This window comes from Microbacterium sp. zg-B96 (assembly GCF_030246865.1).
GTDB lineage: Bacteria > Actinomycetota > Actinomycetes > Actinomycetales > Microbacteriaceae > Microbacterium.
On record NZ_CP126738.1, the window covers coordinates 482,107 to 508,030 of the forward strand.

The following is a 25,924-nucleotide window of genomic DNA, read 5'->3' on the forward strand; positions in this document are numbered from 1 at the left end:
GATCCGGGGGGTTTCGTGCGTCCGGGGCGCGGCATCCGCTGGCCGAAAGGCACCGGCTCGGGTGAGGAGATCTGCCGAGGTGAGGATGTCAGGGCCGGACCGGGGCCGCATCCGGGCGGATCTCCTCATCCCGGCGCTGACATCCGGCCACCACCGCGGCATGCTGGAACCAAGCGGACGGTCCGCGGAGGAGGAGAGCGACATGGGCGTTGACGACGTGGTGAACAAGGGCAAGGAATTCCTCGAGCAGAACCGGGAGAAGATCGAGCGGGCCCTGCGCTCGGACAAGGCGGAGGAAGTCAGCGACAAGGTGCTGCAGGCGGCGACCGAGTTCGTCAAGAAGATCGCGCCGGACTCCGCCGGCGAGAAGATCGACAAGGTCCGCGAGAAGGTGGACGGGGCCCTCGGTAAGAACAAGCCCGACGCCACCGGCGACGACGACACCCCCGCCGGTCCGGTCGGCGGCGCGTAGGGGACAAGCGGCACCAGCTGCCGCCTCGACGACGCGAGACCGACCCGCGACGGCATCCATCCCGCGACACGCCCGAGTTTGCGACACGCCCGGGCGGCACGTACACTAGTGAAGTTCCACATTCCGGTGGCCGCTGAGCGTGCCCCGGATCACTGTCACGGCAGTGCATAGGCGGCGCGAAATGCGCAGGGTCCTAGGCCGCGGGCAGCAGAACACCACATCCCACACACCCGACCCGGCAACGGGTCACCGCCATGCGCGCGGGTCGTGGGGGAGCCGGATGCCTTCGGGTGTGCGGTTTGACATGAGAACAGCGGTGCAGCATCCCCCGCCCCGGCGGTGGAGAAGTGCCAGGCGCTCCAGCGCCACCGTGCGTCCAATGCGCTCACGACCTGTGAGACGTAAGACGCGGATAGAGAGTGAGCAGACAATGGCGGGACAGAAAATCCGCATTCGCCTGAAGTCGTATGACCACGAGGTCATCGACACGTCGGCGCGCAAGATCGTCGACACCGTGACCCGTGCGGGCGCGACGGTTGTGGGCCCCGTGCCCCTGCCGACCGAGAAGAACGTCGTGTGCGTCATCCGGTCGCCCCACAAGTACAAGGACAGCCGCGAGCACTTCGAGATGCGCACCCACAAGCGCTTGATCGACATCATCGACCCGACGCCCAAGGCCGTCGACTCGCTGATGCGTCTCGACTTGCCGGCCGACGTCAACATCGAGATCAAGCTCTGAGGTTCGACATGGCTGACATCAACAACAAGATTTCGAAGGGTCTCCTGGGCACGAAGCTCGGCATGACCCAGGTTTGGGATGAGAACGGCAAGCTCGTTCCCGTCACCGTCATCGAGGTTGCACCCAACGTGGTCACCCAGGTGCGTACGCCCGAGAAGGACGGCTACAAGGCCGTTCAGATCGCGTACGGCCAGATCGACCCCCGCAAGGTCAACCAGCCCCTCACGGCCCACTTCGAGGCCGCAGGCGTGACCCCCCGTCGCCACCTCACCGAGGTGCGCACCGCTGACGCTGCTGACTACTCACTCGGTCAGGAACTCACGGTGGATGCCACGTTCGAGGCCGGCCAGCTGGTCGACGTCGTCGGCACCAGCAAGGGCAAGGGCACCGCGGGTGTCATGAAGCGTCACAACTTCAAGGGCGTCTCGGCTTCGCACGGTTCGCACCGTAACCACCGCAAGCCCGGCTCGATCGGCGCATCGTCGACCCCGAGCCGCGTCTTCAAGGGCATGCGCATGGCCGGCCGTATGGGTGGCGAGCGCGTGACCGTCCTCAACCTCAAGGTGCACGCCGTCGACGCCGAGAAGGGTCTGCTGCTCGTCAAGGGCGCTGTCCCCGGCGCGCGCGGCCGCATCGTCTACGTCCGCAACGCAGTGAAGGGTGCCTGAACATGGCTGACTCGACTCTCGCGCTCGACGTTCGCACTGCCGATGGCAAGAAGGCCGGCTCCGTGGAGCTGCCCGCCGCGCTGTTCGACGTCAAGACGAACATCCCCCTGATCCACCAGGTCGTCGTCGCGCAGCTTGCCGCCGCACGCCAGGGCACTCACTCGACCAAGCGTCGCGGTGAGGTCTCCGGTGCCGGCCGCAAGCCCTTCAAGCAGAAGGGCACCGGTAACGCCCGTCAGGGCTCGATCCGCGCGCCCCAGATGAAGGGTGGTGGCATTGTCCACGGCCCGAAGCCGCGTGACTACTCGCAGCGCACCCCCAAGAAGATGATCGCCGCCGCCCTGCTGGGCGCGCTCAGCGACCGTGCTCGCGGGGAACGTCTGCACATCGTCGAGTCCTTCGCGATCGACGGCGCCCCCTCGACGAAGGCCGCAGCTGCGGTGCTCGCCGAGTTCGCCTCCGCGAAGCGGGTTCTCGTGGTCATCGACCGCAACGACGAGATCAGCGTCAAGAGCCTGCGCAACCTCGAGGTCGTGCACGTGCTGACCTTCGACCAGCTGAACGCCTACGACGTGATCGTCTCCGACGACATCGTCTTCACCAAGGCCGCCTACGACGCGTTCGTCGCGTCGAAGACGGCCAACACCGAGGAGGTCTCGGCATGACCACCGCGCACATCGCACTGAACAAGGACCCGCGCGACGTCATCCTCAAGCCGGTCGTTTCCGAGAAGAGCTACGGGCTCATCGACGAGGGTAAGTACACCTTCCTCGTGGATCCCCGCGCCTCCAAGACCGAGATCAAGCTCGCCATCGAGAAGATCTTCGACGTCAAGGTGGCCTCGGTGAACACGCTCAACCGCCCCGGCAAGGCACGTCGCACCCGCTTCGGGATGGGCAAGCGCAAGGACACCAAGCGCGCCATCGTGACGCTCAAGTCGGGAACCATCGACATCTTCACGGCAGTCGGCTGACGGTCGGGACAGAGGACTAGAGAACATGGCTATTCGCAAGTACAAGCCCACGACCCCGGGTCGCCGCGGCTCGTCGGTGGCCGACTTCGCCGAGATCACCCGATCGACGCCTGAGAAGTCGCTCCTCCGCCCGCTCTCCAAGACCGGTGGTCGCAACAACCAGGGACGCATCACCACGCGTCACATCGGTGGTGGCCACAAGCGTCAGTACCGCGTCATCGACTTCCGTCGTCATGACAAGGACGGCATCAACGCCAAGGTCGCTCACATCGAGTACGACCCCAACCGCACCGCACGCATCGCGCTGCTGCACTACTTCGACGGCGAGAAGCGATACATCATCGCGCCGAACAAGCTGGCACAGGGCGACATCGTGGAGTCGGGTTCCGGCGCTGACATCAAGCCGGGCAACAACCTGCCGCTGCGCAACATCCCCACCGGTACCGTGATCCACGCGATCGAACTCCGCCCCGGCGGCGGTGCCAAGATCGCCCGCTCGGCCGGCGCCTCTGTGCGTCTGGTCGCAAAGGACGGCCCGTACGCGCAGCTTCGTCTGCCCTCGGGTGAGATCCGCAACGTCGACGCGCGCTGCCGTGCAACCATCGGCGAGGTCGGCAACGCCGAGCAGTCGAACATCAACTGGGGCAAGGCCGGTCGTAACCGCTGGAAGGGCATCCGCCCGACCGTCCGCGGTGTCGCGATGAACCCGGTCGACCACCCCCACGGTGGTGGCGAGGGCAAGACGTCCGGTGGTCGTCACCCGGTCAGCCCCTGGGGCCAGGCTGAGGGTCGCACCCGTCACGCCAACAAGGAAAGCGACAAGTACATCGTCCGTCGTCGCAACGCCGGCAAGAAGCGCAAGTAGGAGTAGAGGAAGATGCCTCGCAGCCTTAAGAAGGGCCCCTTCGTCGACGAGCACCTGCTTCGCAAGGTCGTCTCGCAGAACGAAGCCGGTTCCAAGAACGTCATCAAGACCTGGTCGCGCCGTTCGATGATCATCCCCGCAATGCTGGGACACACCATCGCCGTGCACGACGGTCGCAAGCACATCCCTGTGTTCGTGACCGAAACCATGGTCGGCCACAAGCTGGGCGAGTTTGCGCCCACCCGCACCTTCCGCGGCCACGAGAAGGACGACAAGAAGGGCCGCCGCCGCTAACGCGGTGGCGCAGAGAGGAGAGAGAGATGGTGGATTCCATCGCCCGCGTGCGACACATCCGCGTGACCCCTCAGAAGGCTCGTCGTGTCGTCGCTCTCATCAAGGGCAAGCAGGCTCAGGAGGCCTTGGCCATCCTGAAGTTCGCGCCGCAGAGTGCTTCCGAGCCGATTTACAAGCTCGTCGCCTCGGCTATGGCGAACGCTCGCGTCGCTGCCGACAAGGACGGCGAGTACCTGGACGAGCAGGACCTGTACGTGAAGAACGCGTACGTCGACGAGGGCACGACGCTGAAGCGTTTCCGCCCCCGTGCACAGGGTCGCGCGTTCCAGATCAAGAAGCGGACCAGCCACATCACTGTGGAGCTGGCGACCCCCGAGGTCCAGGCCGCTGCCCCCGCCACGACTAGCAAGAAGGCGAGCAAGTAATGGGACAGAAAGTTCACCCGTACGGCTTCCGCCTCGGCATCACCACCGATCACGTCTCGCGGTGGTTCTCCGACTCGACCAAGCCGGGCCAGCGCTACGCCGACTACGTCGCGGAGGACATCAAGATCCGTCGTCTGCTGACCACGTCGCTCGACCGCGCCGGCGTCAGCAACATCGAGATCGAGCGCACCCGTGACCGTGTGCGTGTGGACATCCACACCGCCCGCCCGGGTATCGTGATCGGCCGCCGCGGCGCCGAGGCTGAGCGCATTCGCTCGGACCTCGAAAAGCTCACCGGCAAGCAGATCCAGCTGAACATCCTCGAGGTCAAGAACCCCGAGGCTGACGCTCAGCTGGTCGCGCAGGGCATCGCCGAGCAGCTCTCCGCCCGCGTGGCTTTCCGCCGCGCGATGCGTAAGGGTCTGCAGGGCGCTCAGCGCGCCGGTGCCAAGGGCATCCGCATCCAGGTCTCCGGCCGCCTCGGCGGCGCCGAGATGAGCCGTTCGGAGTTCTACCGCGAGGGTCGTGTGCCGCTGCACACGCTGCGCGCGAACATCGACTACGGCTTCTACGAGGCAAAGACCACCTTCGGCCGCATCGGCGTGAAGGTCTGGATCTACAAGGGTGATCTCACCAACAAGGAGCTCGCCCGCGAGCAGGCCAACGCTCCGAAGGCAGCCCGTGGCCGTGACGACCGTGGCGGCGACCGCCGCCGTGGTCCGCGCAACGACGCCCCCGTCGCAGAAGGAGCATCGGCGTAATGCTTATTCCCCGTAAGGTCAAGTACCGCAAGCAGCACCACCCCGGTCGTTCAGGCCAGGCCACCGGTGGCACGAAGGTCTCCTTCGGCGAGTTCGGCATCCAGGCCATCACGCCGGCGTATGTGACCAACCGTCAGATCGAGTCCGCTCGTATCGCCATGACGCGTCACATCAAGCGTGGCGGAAAGGTGTGGATCAACATCTACCCCGACCGTCCGCTCACCAAGAAGCCGGCCGAAACCCGCATGGGTTCCGGTAAGGGCTCGCCCGAGTGGTGGGTTGCCAACGTCAAGCCGGGTCGCGTCCTCTTCGAGGTCGCGGGCGTCAACGAGCAGCTTGCTCGCGAGGCTTTGACCCGTGCAATTCACAAGCTGCCCCTGAAGGCACGCATCATCAAGCGCGAGGAGGGCGACGCGTAATGGCTGTCGGCACCAAGACGCTCGCACCAAGCGAGCTCGATACGTTCGAAGACCAGCGCCTCGTGGAGGAGCTGCGCAAGGCCAAGGAAGAGCTGTTCAACCTGCGCTTCCAGTCGGCCACCGGCCAGCTCGACAGCCACGGTCGCATCCGTGCCGTCAAGCGTGACATTGCGCGGCTGTACACCGTGATCCGCGAGCGCGAGCTGGGCATCCGTGCCACGCCCGCGCCCGTAGAGACCGCGACCAAGGCGAAGAAGACCAAGGCCAAGAAGGCGGATGCCGCTGACGAGGCCGTGAAGGAAGAGGCCGAGTGATGGCTGAGACCACCGAGAAGAAGGCTCCTGCCAAGAAGGCAGCCCCCAAGACCACGGCCGCACCGGTCGAGGCCAAGGGCCACGAGTCGTCCGAGCACGATGTCCGCGACGTCAACGCGCGCGGATATCGCAAGTCCCGCCGCGGCTACGTGGTCAGCGACAAGATGGACAAGACGATCGTCGTCGAGGTTGAGGACCGCGTTAAGCACCCCCTCTACGGCAAGGTCATCCGTCGCACCTCCAAGGTCAAGGCGCACGACGAGGGCAACACGGCCGGTATCGGCGACCTCGTGCTCATCAACGAGACCCGCCCGCTGAGCGCCACCAAGCGCTGGCGCCTGGTCGAGATCCTCGAGAAGGCCAAGTAAGGCTTCGGCCTGCTTGGAATCCAAGGAGTAAGAAGTGATTCAGAACGAATCCCGACTCAAGGTTGCCGACAACACCGGTGCCAAAGAGTTGCTCACCATCCGTGTGCTCGGCGGCTCCGCCCGCCGGTACGCCGGTGTGGGCGACATCATCGTGGCAACGGTGAAGGATGCCATCCCCGGCGGCAACGTCAAAAAGGGCGATGTGGTCAAGGCCGTCATCGTGCGCACCGTCAAGGAGACCCGTCGTCCCGACGGCTCGTACATCAAGTTCGACGAGAACGCCGCCGTGATCCTGAAGAACGATGGGGAGCCCCGCGGCACCCGCATCTTCGGGCCGGTCGGTCGTGAGCTTCGCGACAAGAAGTTCATGAAGATCGTCTCGCTGGCCCCGGAGGTTATTTGATCATGGCGAAGATCAAGAAGGGCGACCTGGTTCAGGTCATCACGGGCGCCGACAACGGTAAGCAGGGCAAGGTCCTCGAGGTCCTCGTCGAGCGCAACCGCGTCGTCGTCGAAGGCGTGAACTACGTCACCAAGCACACCCGTGTGGGTCAGACCCAGCGCGGCACCAAGACGGGTGGCATCGAGACCCTCGAAGCCCCCCTCCACATCTCCAACGTCGCCCTGGTCGACCCCGAGACGAAGAAGCCGACCCGTATCGGCCGCCGCGTCGAGGAGCAGACCAAGAACGGCGTCAAGCGCACGGTCCGCGTGCGCTTCGCGAAGAAGTCAGGCAAGGACCTCTGAGAATGAGCACTGCACCTGCCGCGGTGGCTGGCAAGATCCAGCCCCGCCTGAAGCAGAAGTACAAGAACGAGATCCAGAAGGCGATGCAGGAAGAGTTCGGCTACGCGAACGTCATGCAGATCCCTCGGATCGTCAAGGTCGTCGTCAACACCGGTGTCGGTGAGGCTGCGCGTGACAGCAAGGTGATCGATGGTGCGGTCGACGACCTCACCAAGATCACCGGCCAGAAGCCGGTTGTCACCAAGGCTCGCAAGTCCATCGCGCAGTTCAAGCTGCGCGAGGGTCAGGCCATCGGTGCGCACGTCACCCTTCGCGGTGACCGTGCGTGGGAGTTCCTGGACCGCCTCGTGAACCTCGCGCTGCCGCGCATCCGCGACTTCCGCGGACTGTCGCCCAAGCAGTTCGATGGTCACGGCAACTACACCTTCGGCTTGCAGGAGCAGTCGGTGTTCCACGAGATCAACCAGGACAAGATCGATCGCGTTCGCGGCTTCGACATCACTGTCGTCACCACGGCGGCCACCGACGCGGAAGGTCGCTCGCTGCTTCGTCAGCTGGGCTTCCCCTTCCGTGCCGACGACGCCCAGGCGTAATCCGATAGACTGTGGCGTTTGGTCCCGGACCCTGCGGTCCGGGACCAAACGTCCGTACAACTGAATACTGCGAAATCATCGCAGGTCGGCTGTCGCGTAACGGCATCCGAAACCTCGTGAACGAAGGAACAAACACATGACAATGACAGACCCGGTCGCAGACATGCTGACCCGTCTGCGCAACGCGAACTCGGCCCACCACGATTCCGTGTCGCTGCCGAGCTCCAAGCTCAAGACTCACATCGCCGAGATCCTCCAGCAGGAGGGCTACATCGCCGGCTGGGAGGTCACTGACGCCCGCGTCGGCCAGACCCTCACGCTGACCCTGAAGTACGGCCCGAACCGCGAGCGGTCGATCGCCGGCATCAAGCGCGTGTCGAAGCCGGGTCTCCGCGTCTACGCACGCTCCACCGAGATCCCCACCGTGCTCGGCGGCCTTGGCGTAGCAATCCTGTCCACCTCCTCTGGCCTCCTCACGGACCGCCAGGCCGAGTCGAAGGGCGTCGGTGGGGAAGTCCTCGCCTACGTGTGGTGATCTGAATGTCCCGCATCGGTCGTCTTCCCATCGACATCCCCGCCGACGTTACCGTCGAGGTCTCCGGCCAGGATGTCTCCGTCAAGGGCCCCAAGGGTGAGCTCAACCTCACCGTTTCGCGCCCCATCGAGGTCGCGGTCACGGAGGGCCAGGTTCTGGTCTCCCGTCCCGACGACGAGCGCGAGTCGCGGTCGCTTCACGGCCTGACCCGCACGCTCATCCACAACAACATCATCGGCGTCACCCAGGGCTACACCAAGGGCCTTGAGGTCGTCGGCACCGGTTACCGCGTCGCACAGAAGGGCGGCTCGGTCGAGTTCGCCCTCGGCTTCTCGCACCCCGTGCTGGTCGAACCGCCGGCAGGCATCACGTTCACGGTCGAAGGCAACAACAAGGTCACCGTGAGCGGCATCGACAAGCAGGCCGTCGGTGAGGCTGCCGCCAACATCCGCAAGATCCGCAAGCCCGAGCCCTATAAGGGCAAGGGTGTGCGCTACGCCGGCGAGGTCGTTCGGCGCAAGGCCGGAAAGGCTGGTAAGTAACCATGGCTGTGACTTCCAAGTCCGTCGCACGTGCGCGTCGTCACGCGCGCCTGCGCAAGAAGGTCGTCGGCACCGAAGCGCGTCCGCGCCTCGTCGTCACCCGTTCGGCCCGCCACGTCTTCGTCCAGCTGGTCGACGACAGCAAGGGTCACACCGTGGCGTCGGCATCGACGCTCGAGACTGACCTGCGTACCTTCGACGGTGACAAGACTGCCAAGGCCCGCAAGGTCGGCGAGCTCGTCGCCGAGCGTGCGAAGGCCGCCGGCGTCGTCGACGTCGTGTTCGACCGTGGTGGCAACCGCTACGCGGGTCGTGTGGCCGCGATCGCCGAAGGCGCCCGCGAGGGAGGCCTGAACCTGTGAGCGAGAACAAGGAGAACGAAGTGACCGAAACCGCTCCGGCTGCGGCTACGGCCGAGGCCGCTACAGCGGCGCCCGAGACGGCGGCTGCCGAGCGCGAGCCGCGTCGCGGCGGTCGCGAGCGCAACCCCAACCGGGAGCGCAACTCGCGTGACCGCAACGAGAGCCAGTTCCTCGAGCGCGTCGTCACGATCAACCGTGTGTCCAAGGTCGTCAAGGGTGGTCGCCGCTTCAGCTTCACCGCCCTCGTGGTCGTGGGCGACGGCAACGGTCTGGTCGGCGTCGGATACGGCAAGGCCCGCGAGGTGCCCCTGGCCATTTCCAAGGGTGTTGAAGAGGCCAAGCGCAACTTCTTCCGCGTGCCCCGTGTCGGCTCGACCATCCCGCACCCGGTGCAGGGTGAGGCCGCTGCCGGTGTTGTGCTGCTGCGTCCGGCTGCTGCCGGTACCGGTGTCATCGCCGGTGGTCCGGTGCGTGCCGTGCTCGAATGCGCCGGCATCCACGACGTGCTCTCGAAGTCGCTCGGTTCGTCGAACACGATCAACATCGTGCACGCGACCGTCGCGGCTCTGAAGAGCCTTGAGGAGCCGCGTGCGGTTGCCGCACGCCGTGGCCTGGACTTCGATCAGGTTGCTCCCGCCCGTCTCATCCGCGCCGAGGCAGCTGCTGCCGAGGCCGCGCGCGAGAAGAAGGTTGGTGCCTGATGGCTGCCCGTCTGAAGGTCACGCAGACCAAGTCCAAAGTGAGCGAGAAGCAGAACCAGCGCGACACGCTGCGCAGCCTCGGTCTCAAGCGGATCGGCGACACTGTCGTCCGTCCGGACGACGCGCAGACGCGCGGCTACGTCAAGACCGTCGCCCACCTCGTGAAGGTTGAGGAGATCGACTAATGGCTGAACAGGCCAAGAAGAAGGACGAGGCCGCTCAGGCCGCGCCCAAGAAGGCTGCCGCTAAGAAGCCGGCCGCTGCCAAGGCTGCACCGAAGACGGATGCTCCGGCGTCCCGTCCCGGCGTGCTGAAGGTGCACCACCTGCGTCCGGTCCCCGGATCCAACACCGCCAAGACTCGCGTCGGCCGTGGTGAAGGCTCCAAGGGTAAGACCGCGGGTCGAGGCACCAAGGGCACGAAGGCGCGTTACAGCGTTCGGGTCGGCTTCGAGGGCGGTCAGATGCCGCTGCACATGCGTACGCCGAAGCTGCGCGGGTTCAAGAACCCGTTCCGCGTCGAGTACCAGGTGGTCAACCTCGACAAGCTCGCCGAGCTGTACCCCAACGGTGGCGACGTCACCGTGAGCGACCTGGTCGCCAAGGGTGCCGTGCGCAAGAACGAGAAGGTCAAGGTGCTGGGCACCGGCGACATCTCCGTCAAGCTCACCGTGGCCGTCGACAAGGTCTCCGGCTCTGCTGAGCAGAAGATCGTCGCAGCTGGCGGCACTATCAAGTAATCGCGTGACAGGGGTCGGAGCAAGTCTCCGGCCCCTGTTGCCGTACGCTGGTTGATGCCGCGCCCGCGGGGTGACCGGCAATCCCCTTGGAGGAATCCGACTTGTTCAGCGCCATTGCGCGGGTCTTCCGCACACCCGACCTGCGGCGGAAGATCGGCTTCACGCTCGCGATCATCGCCATCTACCGCCTCGGCGCGCACGTGCCGACGCCCTTCGTCGACTTCCCCAACGTGCAGTCGTGTCTCGCGCAGTCGGGCGGCACCGAGGGCCTGATGTCCCTGGTGAACCTGTTCTCCGGTGGGGCGCTGCTGCAGCTGTCGATCTTCGCGCTCGGTGTGATGCCCTACATCACGGCCACCATCATCGTGCAGCTGCTGCGCGTGGTGATCCCGCACTTCGAGACCCTCTACAAGGAGGGCCAGGCCGGCCAGGGCAAGCTCACGCAGTACACGCGCTACCTCACCATCGCGCTGGCGCTGCTGCAGTCGACCACCCTCATCACGGTGGCCCGCAGCGGTCAGCTGTTCGGCGTCACCGGCGTCGCGGAGTGCAACCAGCTGCTCACCAACGACGCGTGGTGGGCCCAGCTGCTCATGATCATCACGCTGACCGCCGGCACCGGCCTCATCATGTGGTTCGCCGAGCTCATCACCGAGCGTGGCGTCGGCAACGGCATGTCGATCCTCATCTTCACCTCGATCGCGGCGACCTTCCCCTCGGCCATGTGGTCGATCTGGCAGGCCCGCGGCTTCGAGATCTTCCTCATGGTGCTCGCCGTCGGCGTGCTCACCGTCGGCCTCGTCGTGTTCGTCGAACAGTCCCAGCGCCGCATCCCGGTGCAGTACGCCAAGCGCATGGTGGGACGCCGCACCTACGGCGGCACCAACACCTACATCCCGATCAAGGTGAACATGGCCGGCGTCGTGCCCGTCATCTTCGCCTCGTCGCTGCTGTACATCCCCGCGCTGATCGCACAGTTCAACCAGAACCCGGATGCCGAAGGCAACGTGCCCGGCTGGGTCGCGTGGATCCAGCAGTACTTCACCACCGGTGACAACCCGCTGTACATGCTGGTGTACTTCCTGCTCATCGTCGGATTCACCTACTTCTACGTCGCGATTACGTTCAACCCGGTCGACGTCGCGGACAACATGAAGAAGTACGGCGGGTTCATCCCCGGCATCCGTGCCGGCCGGCCCACCGCCGAGTACCTGGACTACGTGCTCACCCGCATCACGCTTCCCGGCTCGATCTACCTGGGTCTCATCGCCCTGATCCCGCTGATCGCCCTGGCCACGGTCGGTGCGAACCAGAACTTCCCGTTCGGTGGGGCATCCATCCTCATCATCGTCGGCGTGGGTCTGGAGACGGTGAAGCAGATCGACGCGCAGCTGCAGCAGCGCCACTACGAAGGACTCCTCCGATGACCACCCCTCGTCTCCTCATCGTCGGGCCGCAGGGCTCGGGCAAGGGCACGCAGGGCGTGCGCATCGCCGAAGCGTTCGGCATCCCCGTCATCTCCACCGGCGACGTGTTCCGCGCCGCCGTGAAGGACGGCACCGAGCTCGGAAAGCAGGTGCAGGCGATCATCGATGCCGGTGACCTGGTACCCGACGAGCTGACCAGCGCGATCGTGCGCGAGCGGCTGGCGCAGGCGGATGCCGCGGGCGGGTTCCTCCTCGACGGGTATCCCCGCAACCTCGGTCAGGTCGCCGACCTCGATGCCTTCCTGGCCGCGCGCGGCGAGGAGCTCACCGGCGTCATCGAGCTGAGCGTCCCGCGGGACGAGAGCATGACGCGGCTGACGCGTCGCGCGCACGAGCAGGGCCGGGCCGACGACACCGAAGAGGCCATCGCCAAGCGGTTGTCGATCTACGAGCGCGAGACCGCGCCCATCCTCGACGTCTACCGCGAGCGCGGCATCGTCGACACGATCGACGGCGTCGGCACGCTCGATGACATCACCGAGCGGGTCACCGCGGCACTGGCCGCGCGCGACCTCGTCGGCGCCTGACGACGTGCTGCGCCGCTCGATCTACAAGACCCCCGCACAGCTGCGGGCCATGGTTGAACCCGGCCTCATCACCGCCGCGGCCCTGGACGCCGTCCGTGCGCTCGTGGCACCCGGCGTGACGACGTTGGAACTGGATGCCGCGGCATCCGAGGTCATCCGTGCACGCGGCGCGGTGTCGAACTTCCAGCTGGTGCGCGGCTACCGCCACACCGTCTGCACGTCGGTGAACGAGCAGGTGGTGCATGGGATCCCGAGTGACCGCGTGCTGCAACCGGGCGACATCGTCTCGATCGACGCCGGCGCGCAGTACCAGGGCTGGAACGGCGACTCGGCGATCACGATCGTCGTGCCCGATCCGTCGCGGCCCGAGCTGGTGGCCGAGCGCGAGCGGCTGTCCCAGGTGACCGAGGGGTCGCTGTGGGCCGGCATCGCCGCACTGGCGAACGCGCGGCACATCGCCGAGGTCGGCGACGCCGTGCAGGGGTACATCGAATCGTCGGGGGAGACCTACGGGATCCTCCGCGACTACGTGGGCCACGGCATCGGACGCAAGATGCACGAGGCGCCGTCGGTGTTCAACTACCGCACGGCCGACCTCGGCGCCGAGGTCCGCCCTGGCCTGTGCCTGGCGATCGAGCCGATGGTCGTCGCCGGCAGCGAAGAGACTCTCGTCGAGGACGACGACTGGACGGTCTCTACCATCGACGGCTCAGTCGGCTCCCACTGGGAGCACAGCGTCGCGGTGCATGATGGCGGTATCTGGGTGCTCACCGCGCCCGATGGCGGAGCTGCGGGTCTGGCGCCGTTCGGCGTTGTCCCGCGCAGGATCGAATAGGGGACAACTTCGTGGCATCGGCAGGGAACAAGACCAACTGGTTCGCGGTATGGGTCAGCGCCGCGGTCGTCGTCGTGCTGGTCGGCGTCGGAGCGCTGGTGTGGTGGATGAACAGTGCCGCCTCGCCCGAGGCATCCGCCCCCACGGGGTCCTCGATCGAAGCCGAGACCGGCGCGATCGTCGTCGGTGACGGCGCGGACGAGGTCGAGCTGTGGATGGACTTCTACTGCCCTCACTGCCAGGACTTCGAGGATGCGTACGGATCCACGATCAGCGAGCTCGTGGATTCGAACGCCATCACCCTGCGGGTGCAGCCGGTGGCGCTGGCCTCGCTCAACGCGGCATCCGGCACCGAGTTCTCGGCCCGCTCGGCCAGCGCGATGTACTGCGTCGCCGAGACCAGCGGGCAGGCGGCGTACGACTTCATGACCGCCGTCTTCGCCACGCACCCGACCGGGCAGGGCCTGACCGACGACGAGCTCGCGCAAATCGCGGCGGATGCCGGTGCCCCCGACGCCGCCGAGTGCATCGCCGACGAGACGTACGCGGACTTCGTGCTGTCGCAGGCGCAGGAGCTGCCGGAGAGCCCCGAGGGCTCCGCCGGCACCCCGACGCTGCTGGTGAACGGCGAGTACGTGACGATCACCGGCGATGTGACCGCCGACCTGACGTCCCGCCTGGGGATGTAACGCCCGCGCTTCCGCGCCCGCGCCCGCGCTGAGAAACCACTTCTCGGATGAGACACCACGCACCGCGTGGTTTCTCGACCGAGAGGTGGTTTCTCACTTCGGCAACGACCGCGGGTTGTGTCGCAGCGTCGCCAGCAGGGCACGCTGCGGGGGCCGCACGCGCGGCACGCCGGCGCGGCCGAGTCGCTCGTCCAACGGGGCGACGCGCATCGCCGTGGCCCAATCCCACCGGGTGAACTCGCGCACCTGGCGGCGGAGGCGATCTTCCCTCTGCTTCTCGTTCACGATTCGTGCCACGGTGTCCGCGGCATCGGTGCCGACGTACTTGCCGTAACCGTCTGACTCGCCGATCACGCTCGCGCGACGCCAGAAAAAGTCGGCCCGGTCGACGAAGCCCTCGGCGACGAACTCGACTTGCAGTTCGGGGCCCTCGTACCCGAGCCAGACGATGACCGCGTGGCTGACTGTCTCGCCCACGGACTCCGACCGCGGATCCACCAGCTCCAGCAGCAGTGCCACGCGGGCGCTGCCACGCCGGTTCACCTGCGAGCCGGCGATCTCACGCAGCAGGTCGACGGATGCCGCATCGGGCCGGCTCGCCGACACCACGGCATCCGCGACAGCAAGTCCGAACGCCGGGGGCAGCACCCGCATGAGGTCGACGGCGGTGGCAGCCGGCGCCGTCATCAGCATGCCGCCGCGCAGCTCGACGGGCTTGGCATCGGCGCTGGTGTGTACGCAGACGTCGCCGAAGCGGCGGGAGCTGGTGCGCTCCGGGTCGTAGACGTGAATGTCGCGGGGCTCCCCGAAGACGGGGAGGCCCATCGCCGCGGCGGCGGACTCGAGGGCGAGGATCGCGTCGGGATGCTTGAGGTGAAACGCATGGACCCGCGCTCGATACCGCTCCCACGGTTGGAGCCTGACCCATTGGTCCCGGGGCGCGTAAACGCCCGGACGCACCCTGATCACGGCCGCGCCCGCGCGGACGCGCAGCCCGGCGTGCGCGGCGTCGCCCTGCAGCGTGAGCATGACGGGGGCGGGCGCGATCTGCAGCGATTTCATGTCCCCAGCGTGCGCACGCGCGGCATCCGGCGTCGGCGCCCGCATCCCGATCCGGGGACAGCACCGCCCATCCGCGCCCTGTGGAGGAAGCGCCGCGCGCACGGGCCCGACGTCGACGCCGCTGAAAAACCACGTTTCGGATGAGAAACACCGCGATGCATGGTTTCTCGCCCGAGAAGTGGTTTCTCGGGGGAGAGGGCGGCGCGATAGCCGCGGGGCCCGGGCAGCCGGGGGCGGCGCGATAGCGGCGGGGCCCGGGCAGCCGGGTGCGGCGCGACACGCCCGACGCGGCGCGTCGACACGCCCGAGTTGCCGCACGCGGTACTACCACGTATGCTTGACGTTTGGTGCGTTGCGCCTATTTTGGCGTGTCGCCGCACCGAATCCCATCCACCGCAGACCGACCGGTCCGCATAACTGTAAGCGAGCGTATGGCGAAGAAAGACGGTGTCATCGAGATCGAGGGTGTGATCTCCGAGGCTCTCCCGAACGCGATGTTCCGCGTCGAGCTGAGCAACGGACACAAAGTGCTCGCAACCATCTCGGGCAAGATGCGGCAGAACTACATCCGCATCATCCCCGAGGACCGCGTTGTCGTTGAGCTCAGCCCTTATGACCTCACGCGCGGCCGCATCGTCTACCGCTACCGCTAGACCGGTCGAGAAGTAACGCCCCAGGTCGCTCGCGCGATCCTGCCCGGCGAAGACAGCGAATAGGAAGCATCATGAAGGTCAAGCCCTCCGTCAAGCCCATCTGCGATCACTGCAAGATCATCCGCCGCCACGGCCGCGTCATGGTCATCTGCAAGGCGAACCCCCGCCACAAGCAGCGCCAGGGTTGACAGGACGGATGCCGCGGCATCCGTCTCACAGACTCACAACTGAACAAACACACACGGCAGGATCAGAACCTCGCAAGAGGGGACACCTCGGGCGGAGGCCCGGGCACCGATTCTGCTCCACACCTCCACTCACTCCTAGGAGAGTCGCATGGCACGTCTTGCCGGCGTCGACATCCCGCGCGATAAGCGCGTGATCATCGCCCTGACCTACATCTACGGCGTTGGCCGTACCCGTTCCAACGAGATCCTCGCTGCCACCGGCATCGATGGAAACATCCGCGTCAAGGACCTCACCGACGAGCAGCTCGTCTCGCTCCGTGACCACATCGAGGGCACCTACAAGGTGGAGGGTGACCTTCGCCGCGAGGTGGCCGCCGACATCCGCCGCAAGATCGAGATCGGTTCGTACGAGGGCGTGCGCCACCGCCGCGGCCTCCCGGTGCGCGGCCAGCGCACCAAGACCAACGCGCGTACCCGCAAGGGCCCCAAGCGCACGGTCGCCGGCAAGAAGAAGGCGCGCTAGGCCTCCGCCGGCGCCTCAGGATTTAGGGAGAACGCAGAACATGGCACAGGCCAAGAGCGCCGCGCGCAAGCCGCGCCGCAAGGAAAAGAAGAACATCGCACTGGGCCACGCCCACATCAAGTCGACGTTCAACAACACGATCGTCTCGATCACCGACCCGTCCGGCGCTGTCATCAGCTGGGCATCGTCCGGTGGCGTGGGCTTCAAGGGCTCGCGCAAGTCGACCCCGTATGCCGCAGGCATGGCGGCCGAGTCGGCAGCGCGTCAGGCCCAGGAGCACGGCGTCAAGAAGGTCGACGTCTTCGTGAAGGGCCCGGGTTCGGGCCGCGAGACCGCGATCCGGTCGCTGACCGCCGCCGGTCTTGAGGTTGGCTCCATCCAGGACGTCACCCCCCAGGCGCACAACGGCTGCCGCCCGCCCAAGCGCCGCCGCGTCTGATCCTCGACAGGTTCACGAGCCCGGGCCCCGCGTACACGCGCGGCCCGGTCTCGGCCCTGACGACTGCACGCATACCGGATGCCGCGAGGCGCGGCATCCGTCACAACTCAACACCTCACCACACACACGTGTCATATAGCGGTCACGTGATCGAAAGGAACACATCGTGCTCATCGCACAGCGTCCCACTTTGACCGAGGAGAAGATCGGCGAGTTCCGCAGCCGGTTCATCATCGAGCCGCTGGAGCCCGGTTTCGGATACACGATCGGCAACGCGCTGCGCCGCAGCCTGCTGTCGTCGATCCCCGGGGCAGCCGTCACCAGCATCCGTATCGACGGCGTGCTGCACGAGTTCAGCACCATCCCCGGTGTCAAGGAAGATGTCACCGAGATCATCCTCAACATCAAGCAGCTCGTCGTTTCGAGCGAGCGCGACGAGCCCATCACGGCTTACCTGCGCAAGACCGGCTCCGGCGAGGTCACGGCCGCCGACATCTCGGCTCCCGCCGGTGTCGAGGTCCACAACCCCGAGCTGGTCATCGCGACCCTCAACGACACCGCCAAGTTCGAGCTCGAGCTGACGATCGAGCGTGGCCGCGGCTACGTCTCGGCCACCCAGAACCGCAACGAGTACGCCGAGGCCGGGGTCGTCCCGATCGACTCGATCTACTCGCCGGTCCTCAAGGTCAGCTACCGCGTCGACGCGACGCGTGCCGGTGAGCGCACTGACTTCGACAAGCTCGTGCTCGACGTCGAGACGAAGGCCTCCATGGCCCCGCGCGACGCCGTCGCTTCGGCCGGTCGCACCCTCACCGAGCTGTTCGGTCTCGCCCGCGAGCTGAACGTCGAGGCCGAGGGCATCGAGATCGGCCCCGCGCCGGTGGAGACGGTTCTCTCCAACGAGCTGTCGATGCCGATCGAGGACCTCGACCTGTCGGTGCGTTCGTACAACTGCCTCAAGCGCGAGGGCATCAACACGGTTTCGGAGCTCGTCGCCCTGTCGGAGACGCAGCTGATGAACATCCGCAACTTCGGTCAGAAGTCGGTCGACGAGGTGCGCGACAAGCTCGTCTCGCTCGGCCTGTCGCTGAAGGACTCGGTTCCCGGGTTCGACGGCGCGCACTTCTACGGCGGATACGACGAAGAGACCATCTGATTTACCGGATGCCGCGACCTCGGCGTGACGCCTGGTCGCGGCATCCGCACCGCACTTCTTTCCAACTGGAGTTATAGACATGCCCAAGCCCACCAAGGGTCCCCGCCTCGGAGGCGGCCCCGCCCACGAGCGCCTGCTTCTCGCGAACCTCGCCGCGGCGCTGTTCACGCACGGCTCGATCACGACCACCGTGACCAAGGCCAAGCGTCTGCGCCCCCTGGCCGAGCGTTTCATCACGTTCGCCAAGCGCGGCGACCTGCACGCGCGTCGTCGCGTGCTGTCGGTCATCGGTGACAAGACCGTGGTCCACACGCTCTTCACCGAGATCGCCCCCCAGGTCGCTGACCGCGAGGGCGGCTACACCCGCATCACGAAGATCGGCAACCGTAAGGGCGACAACGCCCCCATGGCCGTCATCTCGCTGGTGCTCGAGCCCGTGAACCCGAAGCCGAAGTCGGCGAAGAAGTCGGCTGCTGCCGCTTCCGCTGCTCCCGCTGCGGAGGAGCCGGCCGCTGAGGCAGAGGTCGAAGAGACCCCCGCCGAGGAGACCGCCGCCGAGGAGACCCCGGCCGCCGAGGCCGGCGCCGAGTCGCCCGAAGAGGGCGCCGCGGCCGAGGCTGCTGCCGAGGACGCTGTCGAGACTCCCGCCGAGGAGAAGTCCGAATAATCCCTTTCGGGTCGAGTCCGCTCGATCCTGCACCCGAGGCCCGCACCTGGTTCGCCAGGCGCGGGCCTCGCTGCGTTTCCCGGCCCCCTAGGGTGGACCGGTGAGCAATACGACGACTCTGACCCAGCGCATCGGCCCGGTGGCGGACCCGCAGCTGCCCCGGCATCCGGATGTCGCCACCTGGCGCATGGCCACCCGGGACGACATCGACGCGATGCACGGCGTCATCGCGGCATCCGACCGCGTCGACCACCCCAGCTGGACGACGCCGCGTGAGGACGTTGCCGACACGTTCGAACTGACGCACATCGACCACGGCCAGGACACGGTGCTCGGCTTCGCCGCCGACGGGATGCCGGTGGCCGTCGGCAGCTCGTTCGTGCACCCGTCCCGCGAGGTGCGGATGCAGATCGACCTGCAGGGCTCCGTGCATCCGGACTGGCGCCGTCGCGGCATCGGCACCGCCCTGCTGGCCTGGCAGCACGAGCGGGCGCTGCAGCAGTTGTCGCAGTCCGAGTCGACGCTGCCCGGCGAGGTGCGGCTGCACGCCGCCGAGACGCAGGACGACGCGGTGCGGCTCGCCGAGCGGCGCGGGTTCCATGTGGATCGCTGGTTTGCGTCGATGCAGCGCGACCTCGCTGCGCCGGTGGACCAGCGCGAGGCGCCGGAGGGCATCACCCTGGTGCCATACACCGCCGAGCGCGCCCTGGATGCCCTGGAGGCCCGCAACGACGCCTTCCGCGATCACTGGGGGAGCCTGCCGAGCGAACCGGAGCGGTGGCAGAAGTTCGTCGGCGGTCCGTTCCTGCGCCCCGAGCTGTCGACCCTGGCGCTGGAAGGCGACCGGATCGTGGCATTCTGCCTCGCGTCGGTGAACGAGGACGACTGGGAGAGCCTCGGCGTCTCGCATGCCTACATCGACCTCATCGGCGTCGTGCGCTCGCACCGCGGTCGGGGGCTCGCGCCGCTCGTGATCGCGCGGACGCTGCGTGCGGCGGCGGATACCGGGCTGGGCGCGGCCGTGCTCGACGTGGACACCGAGAGCCCCACCGGCGCGAACTCGCTGTACGAGCGGCTCGGCTTCGTCACGACCGAGCGCGACCAAGCCCTGGTGCGCCGGTACTGACGGGGGCCCGCCGGCGGCCGCGCCGCGCGCCCGCCCGGGTGAGAAACCAGTATCCGGGTGAGAAACCCTGCATCGCGTGGTTTCTCGACCGAGAAGTGGTTTCTCGGGGGGAGCGGCGGATGCCGGGATGGACGGCGCCGACGACGGGCGGATGCCGCGACGTCACTCCGCGGGGAGGAGCCGGCCCAGCTCTCGCGCGCGCTCGTGCCCCGCGGCGCGCACCAGGTGGGCGGCGTGGGTGACGTTGAGACGGTCCACGGTGTCGGCCACGGTCGACGCGTACACCTCGGCCGCCGCGGGGCTCGGGTGCACGCCGTCGCCGGCCAGCAGGTCGGTGCGGCCGGCGATCGCGCCGCTCCAGTGCGCAACGGCGTAATGCCGGGCGCGCGAAGACAGCGGTGCGTTCAAGAAACAGCTCGCAGAGGGTGTGGCGGGGGACCCTCGGGCGGGCTGTGCGCACCGGCTCGAGGAAGACGTCTCCAGTGTATGTCGGGGCTCTCCCACGCCCCGGGTTGCCACCGGGAGTCGCCGCAGTGGTGCGCACAGCTCACCCCCTGCACGCGGGCGTTCGGTCATAGGCTGGCAGCAGCGCACCATCTGACGGAGGAAGACATGACCGAGAAGATCGTTGTTGGCGTAACCGAGGCCCCGGTGACCCGTCGGGCCGTCGATTGGGCGGTGCGCCGGGCGGCCCACCGGGGCCAGCAGGTCGAACTCGTCAGCGTCGTGGGCGGCGCGATCGGGGCGGTGGGCGAAAGCTCGGTGATGGCGACGGTGCTCGATGCCCACCGGCACATGCTCGAGGCCGAGGTTGCCCGGTCCGCCTCCTCCGGCGTGCACATCACGACACGTGTGGTGGCGGGAAACCCGGTGAACGTGCTCGTGGAGGAATCCGCCAATGCGGCGCTGCTGGTCATCGGCAGCGACTACCGGGGGCCGGGTTCGGGTCCGGCACGCGGAGCCCACGGCATCCGCGTCGTGGCGGCATCCCACTGCCCGGTCGTGGTGGTGCCCGACATCGACATCCACGACCGCACCGGCGTGCTCGTCGGCGTCGACGGGTCGCCGGTGTCGGAGGGGGCTATCCGGTTCGCCGCCGCCGAGGCCGACCGCCTGGGCGAGCCGCTGATCGCGGTGTGCGTGTGGACGCCGGTCACCGCGCCCCGCAACGCCGCGATGGTTTACCCCGAGTTGTACCTGGCGAACATGCAGCGCACCGCCGAGGAGAACCTCGCGCTGTCGCTGGCGGGCCTGCGCGCGCAGTACCCCGACCTCGTCATCGACGAACGTGCCGTGAAGGGCTACCCCGCCGCGGTGATCAACGCGCTCGCCGCCGACGCGAAGCTCGCGGTGATCGGCACGCGAGGCCGCAGTGCGGTGGCGCGGTTCCTGCTCGGCTCGATCAGTCACGAGGTGCTGCAGCGCGTCGCGACGGTGACGGTCATCACCCGCTGACACCGGCGAAACGCAGCGGAGCGGGGACGGCGGCTGAGTAGGCTTGTGGCGTGCGCATCCGTCTTGACATCGCCTACGACGGCACGCATTTCCGCGGCTGGGCGCGGCAGCCGGGGCTGCGCAGCGTGCAGGCCACGATCGAAGACGCCATCGCCCGGATCCTCGGCGGTGTGCCCCGGCTCGTCGTAGCGGGGCGGACGGATGCCGGCGTGCACGCGACCGGCCAGGTGGCCCACCTCGATCTGACCGACGCGCAGGTCGCGCGGCTGCGGGCACGGCGGGCCCGCCGTGCCGAGCGCGAGGGTGGCACGCAGGCGGATGCCGCCGACGGTGCGCCGCCGCCGGATGACGACGCCGAGCGTGTCGCCGCACTGGCGAGTCGGATCGCCGGGGTGCTGGGCCAGTACCCCGATGTGTACGTTCGGCGCACCAGCGTGGCGCCAGAGGGCTTTGACGCCCGGTTCTCGGCCACGAGTCGCCGCTATGAGTACCGCATCGCGGATGCGGTGACCGGATACGACCCGATGCAGCGGCACCGCACCACCACGGTGCGCACCCGCCTCGACGTGCCGGCGATGGATGCCGCCGCCCGCTCGCTCATCGGCCTGCACGACTTCGCGGCGTACTGCAAGCCCCGGGACGGAGCCACGACCATCCGCACGCTCCTCGAGTTCGACTGGCGCCGTGACGCTACGGCCGACGTCGTGGCGAACGTGCGGGCCGACGCCTTCTGCCACAGCATGGTGCGGGCGCTCGTCGGAGCCTGTGTCGGCGTGGGGGAGGGGCGCCTGGATCCGCGGGATGTGGTGGCGCTGCGCGATGGGGCCACGCGCACGAGCGAGTTCAAGGTGTTCGCGGCCCGGGGGCTCACCCTCACCGAGGTGGGCTACCCCGCCGACGAGCTGCTGGCCGTGCGCGCCGAGCAGACGCGCCGGCGTCGGGTCGTCGAGTAGCGGCATCCGGCCCTGGCTTACCCGTTCAGCGGACGCATGCGCAACCTTCACCGGGGCACCAGGTGCCGGGCATAATCTGGTGACACCATGAGGGTGATCTCGTACAACTTACGCAAGCACCGGGCTGCCGGTGAACTGACCGATCTGGTCGAGAAGCACGGCGCCGACGTGCTGTGCCTGCAAGAGGCCGTCACGGCCGGCATCCCCGACCACATCGGTGGACTGAAATTGGCTGATGCCACCCACCGCAATCGCCTCGGCCTGGCGGTGTATTACCGCGCCAACACATACCGCGCTGTCGAGGCGCGGTCGATGTCGCTGAAGAAGTCGCTGCACGACCGGGTGCTCAAGCCCGCCGAGGAGCGGATGCTGGGCGTGCGTCTGCGGGACATCGACAACAACCGCGAGGTCATCGTCGCGTCGTTCCACGCCGCCCCGCTCACCGCGCTCAACTCGCTGCGCCGGCACCAGATCAAGACGGCGCTCACTGAGCTGGCCGATCTGGGCGAGGGGCTGCCGATCCTGATGGTCGGCGACTACAACTATCCGGTGTTCAAGGAAAGCCTCGGCCAGAAGGTGCGCGAGCAGGGGTATGAACTGACGCTGAGCGATGTGCGCACCTACACGCGCTACAAGTTCTTCCGCGGTCACTACGACTTCGCGACGTCGGTGGGATTCGACATCGAGCGGGTCAAGACGCTTCCGCAGGGTCTCAGCGACCATCTGCCGATCCTCGTGACCGCCGAGCCGTCCATGGTGCGTGCCCCGGAGGGCGCGGCGTGACGCATGGTGTGACACCGAGCAGCGTCACCCCGCGCCCTTGGCAGCTGCAGCCGGCCGGACCCCCCACCTTCGCGGCCGGCTGACAGCTTCCCCCTGTGTAGCGATCCCCACGTCGCCACTTGGTCATTGAACCGGGCGGCCTCAGACGCTTGCGCTTCTTGCGCCAAAGTTGCGTCAGAAATATGGCTGCGGCGCTCCAAGCTCAACGCCCCCGCAGACGCAAGAACGCCCCGGACCGAGGCCCGGGGCGTTCTTGTTCGTTTGTGCGAAGGTCAGGCAGTCGCCTGCGCACGGTGACGACGCACCGTGCCTGCAACGGCCAGGCCGCCACCGGCGAGCAGGAGCGCGCCGCCGCCGACCCAGAGGCCGAGGAGGGCGCTGTTGTCGCCACCCGTGATGGGGAGCGTGTCGCCGCCCGCAGTCACCGCGGTGACCGTGACCGCGGCCGTGACGGTGGCACCGCTCGCGTCCACGCCGGACGCGCGCACCGTGTACTGGCCGATCGCGTTGCTGGGGAGGCGGATGTCGGCGCTGAGCGAGCCGTCGGCTGCGGCATCGACCGTGCCGAGCGTCGCGGTCTCGACGGCGAACTTGACGAATGCGAGCGAGGCGCCGCTGGCGTTCTCACCCGTCAGCGAGATGACCACGTCGGAGCCGGGAGCGAAGGTGTCGTCGGCGACCTCAAGCTCAACCACGCCGCCGGGGGCGACAGTGGCGTCTTCGACGGTGACGTCGGCCGGGGGCACGACGTATGCGGCGTGCGCGGCGGTGGGGATGGCGAGGGCGAATGCGCCAGCGAGCAGAGTCGCTGCCGTGGCCGCCTTAAGTGTCTTATTCATGGCTTCAGTGCTTTCGGTCAGGGGGTCTGTGCTTGCTGGGGCTCCCTGACAACTCTGAATTGCATGCGGTAAGAGTCAGGAAGGAGACTTCTTTAGTCAGTATTGGGGTAAAACCGGTGTCGGCGCAAATTCGGGTGGTTTCATTTGTGTTAAGAGTGCACGAAGGCACCCGTTTCAGAGGCTCCCGGCACCGCCGCATTCGCTGAGTGACGGCGACCGCAAGAAACCCCCAAGGAACCGCTAAGGGCGCGAAAATACGCGGTTTTCGGGTTCTTCCGACCCTAGTATTCAAGAGTCATCACGCGGAGAACCCGAGTTCTGACGTCCGTGTCTGGGGAGACATGGGTGCCCGGACTTTCCGCGAGGTGACCGCCGCGACGTCGGGAACAGGAAGTGCGCGTGGCGGCGACGCGCCGCTAGTCCGCTGAGTCCGATGTCATGCGGTAGCCGACGCCGCGTACCGTCTCGATGTATCGGGGGGGGGCGGCGCTGTCGCCGAGTTTGCGGCGCAGGTTTGTCATGTGTGCCTCAATGGCGCGCTTGTCCGCTTCGCCGACGTAGTAGTTCGTCACGTACGAGTCCGCGCGCACCACAAGGGTGAGATCTGCTTTGCTGCGCACCCGGCGCTTGGACTCCATAAGCGTGGAGAGCAGGTCGAACTCGGTGCGGGTGAGCTCCAATTCCTGCCCGGCCGCGATGACGATGCGGCTGTCGGGATCGAGTTCGAGATCGCGGTGTGCGAGAGCGCCGGCACCCAGCCGGCCGTGAGGGTGCGGCTGCAGGGGCGCCGGCTCGGGGGGATGAAGCGCCGGGAGGACCGTCGTAGCCGACTGGGCGCCGGTGAAAGTCAGGGCCGCCTGGTGCTGCTGGGCGACGTTCGCGGTGTCCCCGCCGATACGCGGGCGACGCAGCAGCGCGTCGATGCGGGCGCGCAGCTCGCGCGGGCGGAAGGGCTTGTAGATGTACTCGTCGGCACCGGCGCCGAACCCGAGCAGCACATCGGCCTCTTCTTCGAGCCCGGTGAGCATGATGATGTAGGTGTCGCTCTGGGCGCGGATGCGGCGGGCGGCTTCGAATCCGTCGATTCCTGGCATGTTGACATCGAGTGTCGTGATCAGCGGCTGGTAGGCCAGTACCGCCTCTACGCCATCCACGCCGTTGTCGACCGAGACGGTCTCAAAGCCCATGGCTCCCAGGACTTCCACCAGGAGATGCCGGATATCCGGGTCGTCTTCGACGATCACCGCGGTTTTCGGTGGCGCGGTGGAATCAGTCATATTGCACAACCTCGGGGGGACGGGGTGATCTTTTTCCTCATGGTACACACGACGGGGCGGTGTGTCTGTGCACGCCTCAAAAGGGCTACACCGCGGCCTACGCCGCCGGTGAACGGTGGGATGCGCGGGTGCGTGCCGAGGATCAGTGCTGAGCGCGCGCGCGTCGCGCGGCCGCTGCTGCGGCGATCGCCGTGCCACCCAGCAGCAGGGCGCCGCCGCCCAGCCACAGACCCATCATGCCGCTGCCGTCGCCGCCGGTCACCGGCAGACCGCCGCCTGAGGCTGCGATCGTGGTGCTGCCGGCGCCGCCGGCCGAGGTCGCCGAGATCGCCGCGATGTTGTACACGCCGCTGGCATCTGCCGGCAACGTGATCTCAACGGGCTCAAGTGAGCCGGTCGCGGTGGAGGTGCGCGTGGTACTGCCGGTGGAGATGGCGAATTTCACGAATGCGGCGCCGAAAGTGGCACCCGCGCCGTTCTCGCCGGTGATCGTGATGGTGACCGTCTCGTTGGCGCTGAACGTGCTGGCGTTGCAGGCGAAGTCGAAAGGCTCACCCGCGACCATGGTTGCGGATGAGACCGCGCACGAGTCGGACGGCGGGTAGATGGTGGAGGCGTTGGCCGCTGCAGGAAGGGCCAGCATCGAGGCTGCTGCGATCGCCGTTATGGCGAGGGCCCGGGTCACTCGACGCGTCATGAGTCTCTTTCGATAAAGGCGTGAAAAACCGCCGCTTTCCGACTCTATGGG

At 67.3% G+C, this 25,924-nt stretch carries 40 protein-coding genes; 35 read left to right on the plus strand and 5 right to left on the minus strand.

Going from position 1 to position 25,924, the window contains the following annotated elements; genetic code table 11:
* The first annotated feature begins 202 nt into the window (after positions 1–202).
* From QNO11_RS02080 to QNO11_RS02200, 25 genes are all read left to right on the plus strand, one after another.
* Positions 203–472: an Rv0909 family putative TA system antitoxin gene (locus QNO11_RS02080; RefSeq protein ID WP_306817316.1), complete on the plus strand. Its 270-nt coding sequence runs from the start codon at positions 203–205 to the stop codon at positions 470–472.
* Between the two features lie 430 nt (positions 473–902).
* Entirely contained in the window at positions 903–1,211 is a 309-nt protein-coding gene (rpsJ, locus tag QNO11_RS02085) for a 30S ribosomal protein S10 (RefSeq protein WP_005050520.1), read from the plus strand.
* An 8-nt stretch (positions 1,212–1,219) separates the two neighbouring features.
* Complete coding sequence (gene rplC, locus QNO11_RS02090) at positions 1,220–1,879, plus strand: 50S ribosomal protein L3 (protein WP_257509074.1); 660 nt, start codon at positions 1,220–1,222, stop codon at positions 1,877–1,879.
* 2 nt (positions 1,880–1,881) lie between these two features.
* Complete coding sequence (gene rplD / locus QNO11_RS02095; protein WP_257509075.1) at positions 1,882–2,544, plus strand: 50S ribosomal protein L4; 663 nt, start codon at positions 1,882–1,884, stop codon at positions 2,542–2,544.
* Positions 2,541–2,852 (plus strand): 50S ribosomal protein L23, encoded by a 312-nt coding sequence (gene rplW, locus QNO11_RS02100; protein WP_257509076.1) that lies wholly within the window; start codon positions 2,541–2,543, stop codon positions 2,850–2,852. Before rplD ends, rplW begins: the two co-directional genes overlap by 4 nt.
* 25 nt (positions 2,853–2,877) lie before the next feature.
* Complete coding sequence (gene rplB / locus QNO11_RS02105; protein ID WP_257509077.1) at positions 2,878–3,717, plus strand: 50S ribosomal protein L2; 840 nt, start codon at positions 2,878–2,880, stop codon at positions 3,715–3,717.
* Between the two features lie 12 nt (positions 3,718–3,729).
* Positions 3,730–4,011 (plus strand): 30S ribosomal protein S19, encoded by a 282-nt coding sequence (rpsS, locus tag QNO11_RS02110; protein ID WP_045246805.1) that lies wholly within the window; start codon positions 3,730–3,732, stop codon positions 4,009–4,011.
* 26 nt (positions 4,012–4,037) lie between these two features.
* Positions 4,038–4,436, plus strand: coding sequence for a 50S ribosomal protein L22 (rplV, locus tag QNO11_RS02115; protein ID WP_257509078.1), 399 nt, complete (start codon positions 4,038–4,040; stop codon positions 4,434–4,436).
* On the plus strand, positions 4,436–5,197 hold the full coding sequence (gene rpsC, locus QNO11_RS02120; RefSeq protein WP_257509079.1) for a 30S ribosomal protein S3: 762 nt from the start codon (positions 4,436–4,438) through the stop codon (positions 5,195–5,197). Before rplV ends, rpsC begins: the two co-directional genes overlap by 1 nt.
* The gene (gene rplP / locus QNO11_RS02125; protein WP_005050509.1) at positions 5,197–5,616 is read left to right on the plus strand and encodes a 50S ribosomal protein L16; all 420 of its coding nucleotides are present in this window, start codon (positions 5,197–5,199) and stop codon (positions 5,614–5,616) included. The genes rpsC and rplP overlap by 1 nt, the downstream gene beginning before the upstream one ends.
* A complete protein-coding gene (rpmC, locus tag QNO11_RS02130) occupies positions 5,616–5,930 on the plus strand; it encodes a 50S ribosomal protein L29 (protein ID WP_257495802.1) in 315 nt (104 codons plus the stop codon). The genes rplP and rpmC overlap by 1 nt, the downstream gene beginning before the upstream one ends.
* Positions 5,930–6,298 (plus strand): 30S ribosomal protein S17, encoded by a 369-nt coding sequence (gene rpsQ / locus QNO11_RS02135; RefSeq protein ID WP_257509080.1) that lies wholly within the window; start codon positions 5,930–5,932, stop codon positions 6,296–6,298. Before rpmC ends, rpsQ begins: the two co-directional genes overlap by 1 nt.
* Positions 6,299–6,332: 34 nt before the next feature.
* Positions 6,333–6,701, plus strand: a complete 369-nt coding sequence (rplN, locus tag QNO11_RS02140) for a 50S ribosomal protein L14 (protein ID WP_257509081.1) — start codon at positions 6,333–6,335, stop codon at positions 6,699–6,701.
* A 2-nt stretch (positions 6,702–6,703) separates the two neighbouring features.
* A complete protein-coding gene (gene rplX / locus QNO11_RS02145) occupies positions 6,704–7,045 on the plus strand; it encodes a 50S ribosomal protein L24 (protein ID WP_257509082.1) in 342 nt (113 codons plus the stop codon).
* Positions 7,046–7,047: 2 nt separating this feature from the next.
* Positions 7,048–7,638, plus strand: coding sequence for a 50S ribosomal protein L5 (gene rplE, locus QNO11_RS02150; protein WP_257509083.1), 591 nt, complete (start codon positions 7,048–7,050; stop codon positions 7,636–7,638).
* A 136-nt stretch (positions 7,639–7,774) separates the two neighbouring features.
* A complete protein-coding gene (gene rpsH, locus QNO11_RS02155; protein ID WP_257509084.1) occupies positions 7,775–8,173 on the plus strand; it encodes a 30S ribosomal protein S8 in 399 nt (132 codons plus the stop codon).
* Positions 8,174–8,178: 5 nt separating this feature from the next.
* Positions 8,179–8,715 carry a 50S ribosomal protein L6 gene (rplF, locus tag QNO11_RS02160; RefSeq protein WP_257509085.1) on the plus strand — a complete coding sequence of 179 codons (537 nt, stop codon included), beginning with the start codon at positions 8,179–8,181 and terminating at the stop codon, positions 8,713–8,715.
* A 2-nt stretch (positions 8,716–8,717) separates the two neighbouring features.
* Positions 8,718–9,077 (plus strand): 50S ribosomal protein L18, encoded by a 360-nt coding sequence (gene rplR / locus QNO11_RS02165; RefSeq protein ID WP_257509086.1) that lies wholly within the window; start codon positions 8,718–8,720, stop codon positions 9,075–9,077.
* Positions 9,074–9,778: a 30S ribosomal protein S5 gene (gene rpsE, locus QNO11_RS02170; RefSeq protein ID WP_257509087.1), complete on the plus strand. Its 705-nt coding sequence runs from the start codon at positions 9,074–9,076 to the stop codon at positions 9,776–9,778. The genes rplR and rpsE overlap by 4 nt, the downstream gene beginning before the upstream one ends.
* Positions 9,778–9,963: a 50S ribosomal protein L30 gene (gene rpmD / locus QNO11_RS02175; RefSeq protein ID WP_257509088.1), complete on the plus strand. Its 186-nt coding sequence runs from the start codon at positions 9,778–9,780 to the stop codon at positions 9,961–9,963. Before rpsE ends, rpmD begins: the two co-directional genes overlap by 1 nt.
* Positions 9,963–10,517, plus strand: coding sequence for a 50S ribosomal protein L15 (gene rplO / locus QNO11_RS02180; RefSeq protein ID WP_257509089.1), 555 nt, complete (start codon positions 9,963–9,965; stop codon positions 10,515–10,517). The genes rpmD and rplO overlap by 1 nt, the downstream gene beginning before the upstream one ends.
* A gap of 101 nt (positions 10,518–10,618) precedes the next feature.
* Positions 10,619–11,944, plus strand: coding sequence for a preprotein translocase subunit SecY (gene secY, locus QNO11_RS02185; RefSeq protein WP_257509090.1), 1,326 nt, complete (start codon positions 10,619–10,621; stop codon positions 11,942–11,944).
* Complete coding sequence (locus QNO11_RS02190; protein WP_257509091.1) at positions 11,941–12,531, plus strand: adenylate kinase; 591 nt, start codon at positions 11,941–11,943, stop codon at positions 12,529–12,531. The genes secY and QNO11_RS02190 overlap by 4 nt, the downstream gene beginning before the upstream one ends.
* A 4-nt stretch (positions 12,532–12,535) precedes the next feature.
* Positions 12,536–13,366, plus strand: coding sequence for a type I methionyl aminopeptidase (map, locus tag QNO11_RS02195; RefSeq protein WP_257509223.1), 831 nt, complete (start codon positions 12,536–12,538; stop codon positions 13,364–13,366).
* Between the two features lie 11 nt (positions 13,367–13,377).
* On the plus strand, positions 13,378–14,055 hold the full coding sequence (locus QNO11_RS02200; RefSeq protein ID WP_257509092.1) for a DsbA family protein: 678 nt from the start codon (positions 13,378–13,380) through the stop codon (positions 14,053–14,055).
* 93 nt (positions 14,056–14,148) lie between these two features.
* On the opposite strand, the gene QNO11_RS02205 is transcribed toward QNO11_RS02200, so the two are convergent.
* Positions 14,149–15,117, minus strand: coding sequence for a hypothetical protein (locus QNO11_RS02205; protein ID WP_257509093.1), 969 nt, complete (start codon positions 15,115–15,117; stop codon positions 14,149–14,151).
* Between the two features lie 431 nt (positions 15,118–15,548).
* On the opposite strand from QNO11_RS02205, the gene infA reads away from it, so the two are divergent.
* From infA to QNO11_RS02240, 7 genes are all read left to right on the plus strand, one after another.
* Entirely contained in the window at positions 15,549–15,770 is a 222-nt protein-coding gene (gene infA, locus QNO11_RS02210; RefSeq protein WP_017201569.1) for a translation initiation factor IF-1, read from the plus strand.
* Between the two features lie 71 nt (positions 15,771–15,841).
* Positions 15,842–15,958 (plus strand): 50S ribosomal protein L36, encoded by a 117-nt coding sequence (gene rpmJ, locus QNO11_RS02215; protein WP_257509094.1) that lies wholly within the window; start codon positions 15,842–15,844, stop codon positions 15,956–15,958.
* Positions 15,959–16,106: 148 nt separating this feature from the next.
* A complete protein-coding gene (gene rpsM / locus QNO11_RS02220; RefSeq protein WP_257509095.1) occupies positions 16,107–16,481 on the plus strand; it encodes a 30S ribosomal protein S13 in 375 nt (124 codons plus the stop codon).
* A gap of 40 nt (positions 16,482–16,521) precedes the next feature.
* On the plus strand, positions 16,522–16,920 hold the full coding sequence (gene rpsK, locus QNO11_RS02225) for a 30S ribosomal protein S11 (RefSeq protein WP_023954078.1): 399 nt from the start codon (positions 16,522–16,524) through the stop codon (positions 16,918–16,920).
* A 166-nt stretch (positions 16,921–17,086) separates the two neighbouring features.
* A complete protein-coding gene (locus QNO11_RS02230) occupies positions 17,087–18,076 on the plus strand; it encodes a DNA-directed RNA polymerase subunit alpha (RefSeq protein WP_257509096.1) in 990 nt (329 codons plus the stop codon).
* Between the two features lie 79 nt (positions 18,077–18,155).
* Positions 18,156–18,743, plus strand: coding sequence for a 50S ribosomal protein L17 (rplQ, locus tag QNO11_RS02235; protein ID WP_257509097.1), 588 nt, complete (start codon positions 18,156–18,158; stop codon positions 18,741–18,743).
* A gap of 100 nt (positions 18,744–18,843) precedes the next feature.
* Complete coding sequence (locus QNO11_RS02240; RefSeq protein WP_257509098.1) at positions 18,844–19,869, plus strand: GNAT family N-acetyltransferase; 1,026 nt, start codon at positions 18,844–18,846, stop codon at positions 19,867–19,869.
* Positions 19,870–20,031: 162 nt separating this feature from the next.
* Here QNO11_RS02240 and QNO11_RS02245 read toward each other — a convergent pair whose 3' ends face one another.
* Positions 20,032–20,277, minus strand: coding sequence for an SGNH/GDSL hydrolase family protein (locus tag QNO11_RS02245; RefSeq protein ID WP_257509099.1), 246 nt, complete (start codon positions 20,275–20,277; stop codon positions 20,032–20,034).
* 204 nt (positions 20,278–20,481) lie between these two features.
* Here QNO11_RS02245 and QNO11_RS02250 point away from each other — a divergent pair, with 204 nt between their 5' ends.
* The 3 genes from QNO11_RS02250 to QNO11_RS02260 all read left to right on the plus strand — a co-directional run bounded on the left by QNO11_RS02250 (position 20,482) and on the right by QNO11_RS02260 (position 23,060).
* Positions 20,482–21,324, plus strand: a complete 843-nt coding sequence (locus tag QNO11_RS02250; RefSeq protein WP_257509100.1) for a universal stress protein — start codon at positions 20,482–20,484, stop codon at positions 21,322–21,324.
* 50 nt (positions 21,325–21,374) lie between these two features.
* Positions 21,375–22,277 (plus strand): tRNA pseudouridine synthase A, encoded by a 903-nt coding sequence (locus QNO11_RS02255; RefSeq protein WP_257509101.1) that lies wholly within the window; start codon positions 21,375–21,377, stop codon positions 22,275–22,277.
* Positions 22,278–22,364: 87 nt separating this feature from the next.
* Positions 22,365–23,060, plus strand: coding sequence for an endonuclease/exonuclease/phosphatase family protein (locus QNO11_RS02260; protein WP_257509102.1), 696 nt, complete (start codon positions 22,365–22,367; stop codon positions 23,058–23,060).
* Positions 23,061–23,332: 272 nt separating this feature from the next.
* On the opposite strand, the gene QNO11_RS02265 is transcribed toward QNO11_RS02260, so the two are convergent.
* From QNO11_RS02265 to QNO11_RS02275, 3 genes are all read right to left on the minus strand, one after another.
* Complete coding sequence (locus tag QNO11_RS02265; protein WP_257509103.1) at positions 23,333–23,899, minus strand: hypothetical protein; 567 nt, start codon at positions 23,897–23,899, stop codon at positions 23,333–23,335.
* Positions 23,900–24,315: 416 nt separating this feature from the next.
* Entirely contained in the window at positions 24,316–25,176 is an 861-nt protein-coding gene (locus tag QNO11_RS02270) for a response regulator transcription factor (protein ID WP_285169641.1), read from the minus strand.
* 142 nt (positions 25,177–25,318) lie between these two features.
* On the minus strand, positions 25,319–25,873 hold the full coding sequence (locus QNO11_RS02275; protein ID WP_257509105.1) for a cell wall protein: 555 nt from the start codon (positions 25,871–25,873) through the stop codon (positions 25,319–25,321).
* Positions 25,874–25,924: the final 51 nt, after the last annotated feature.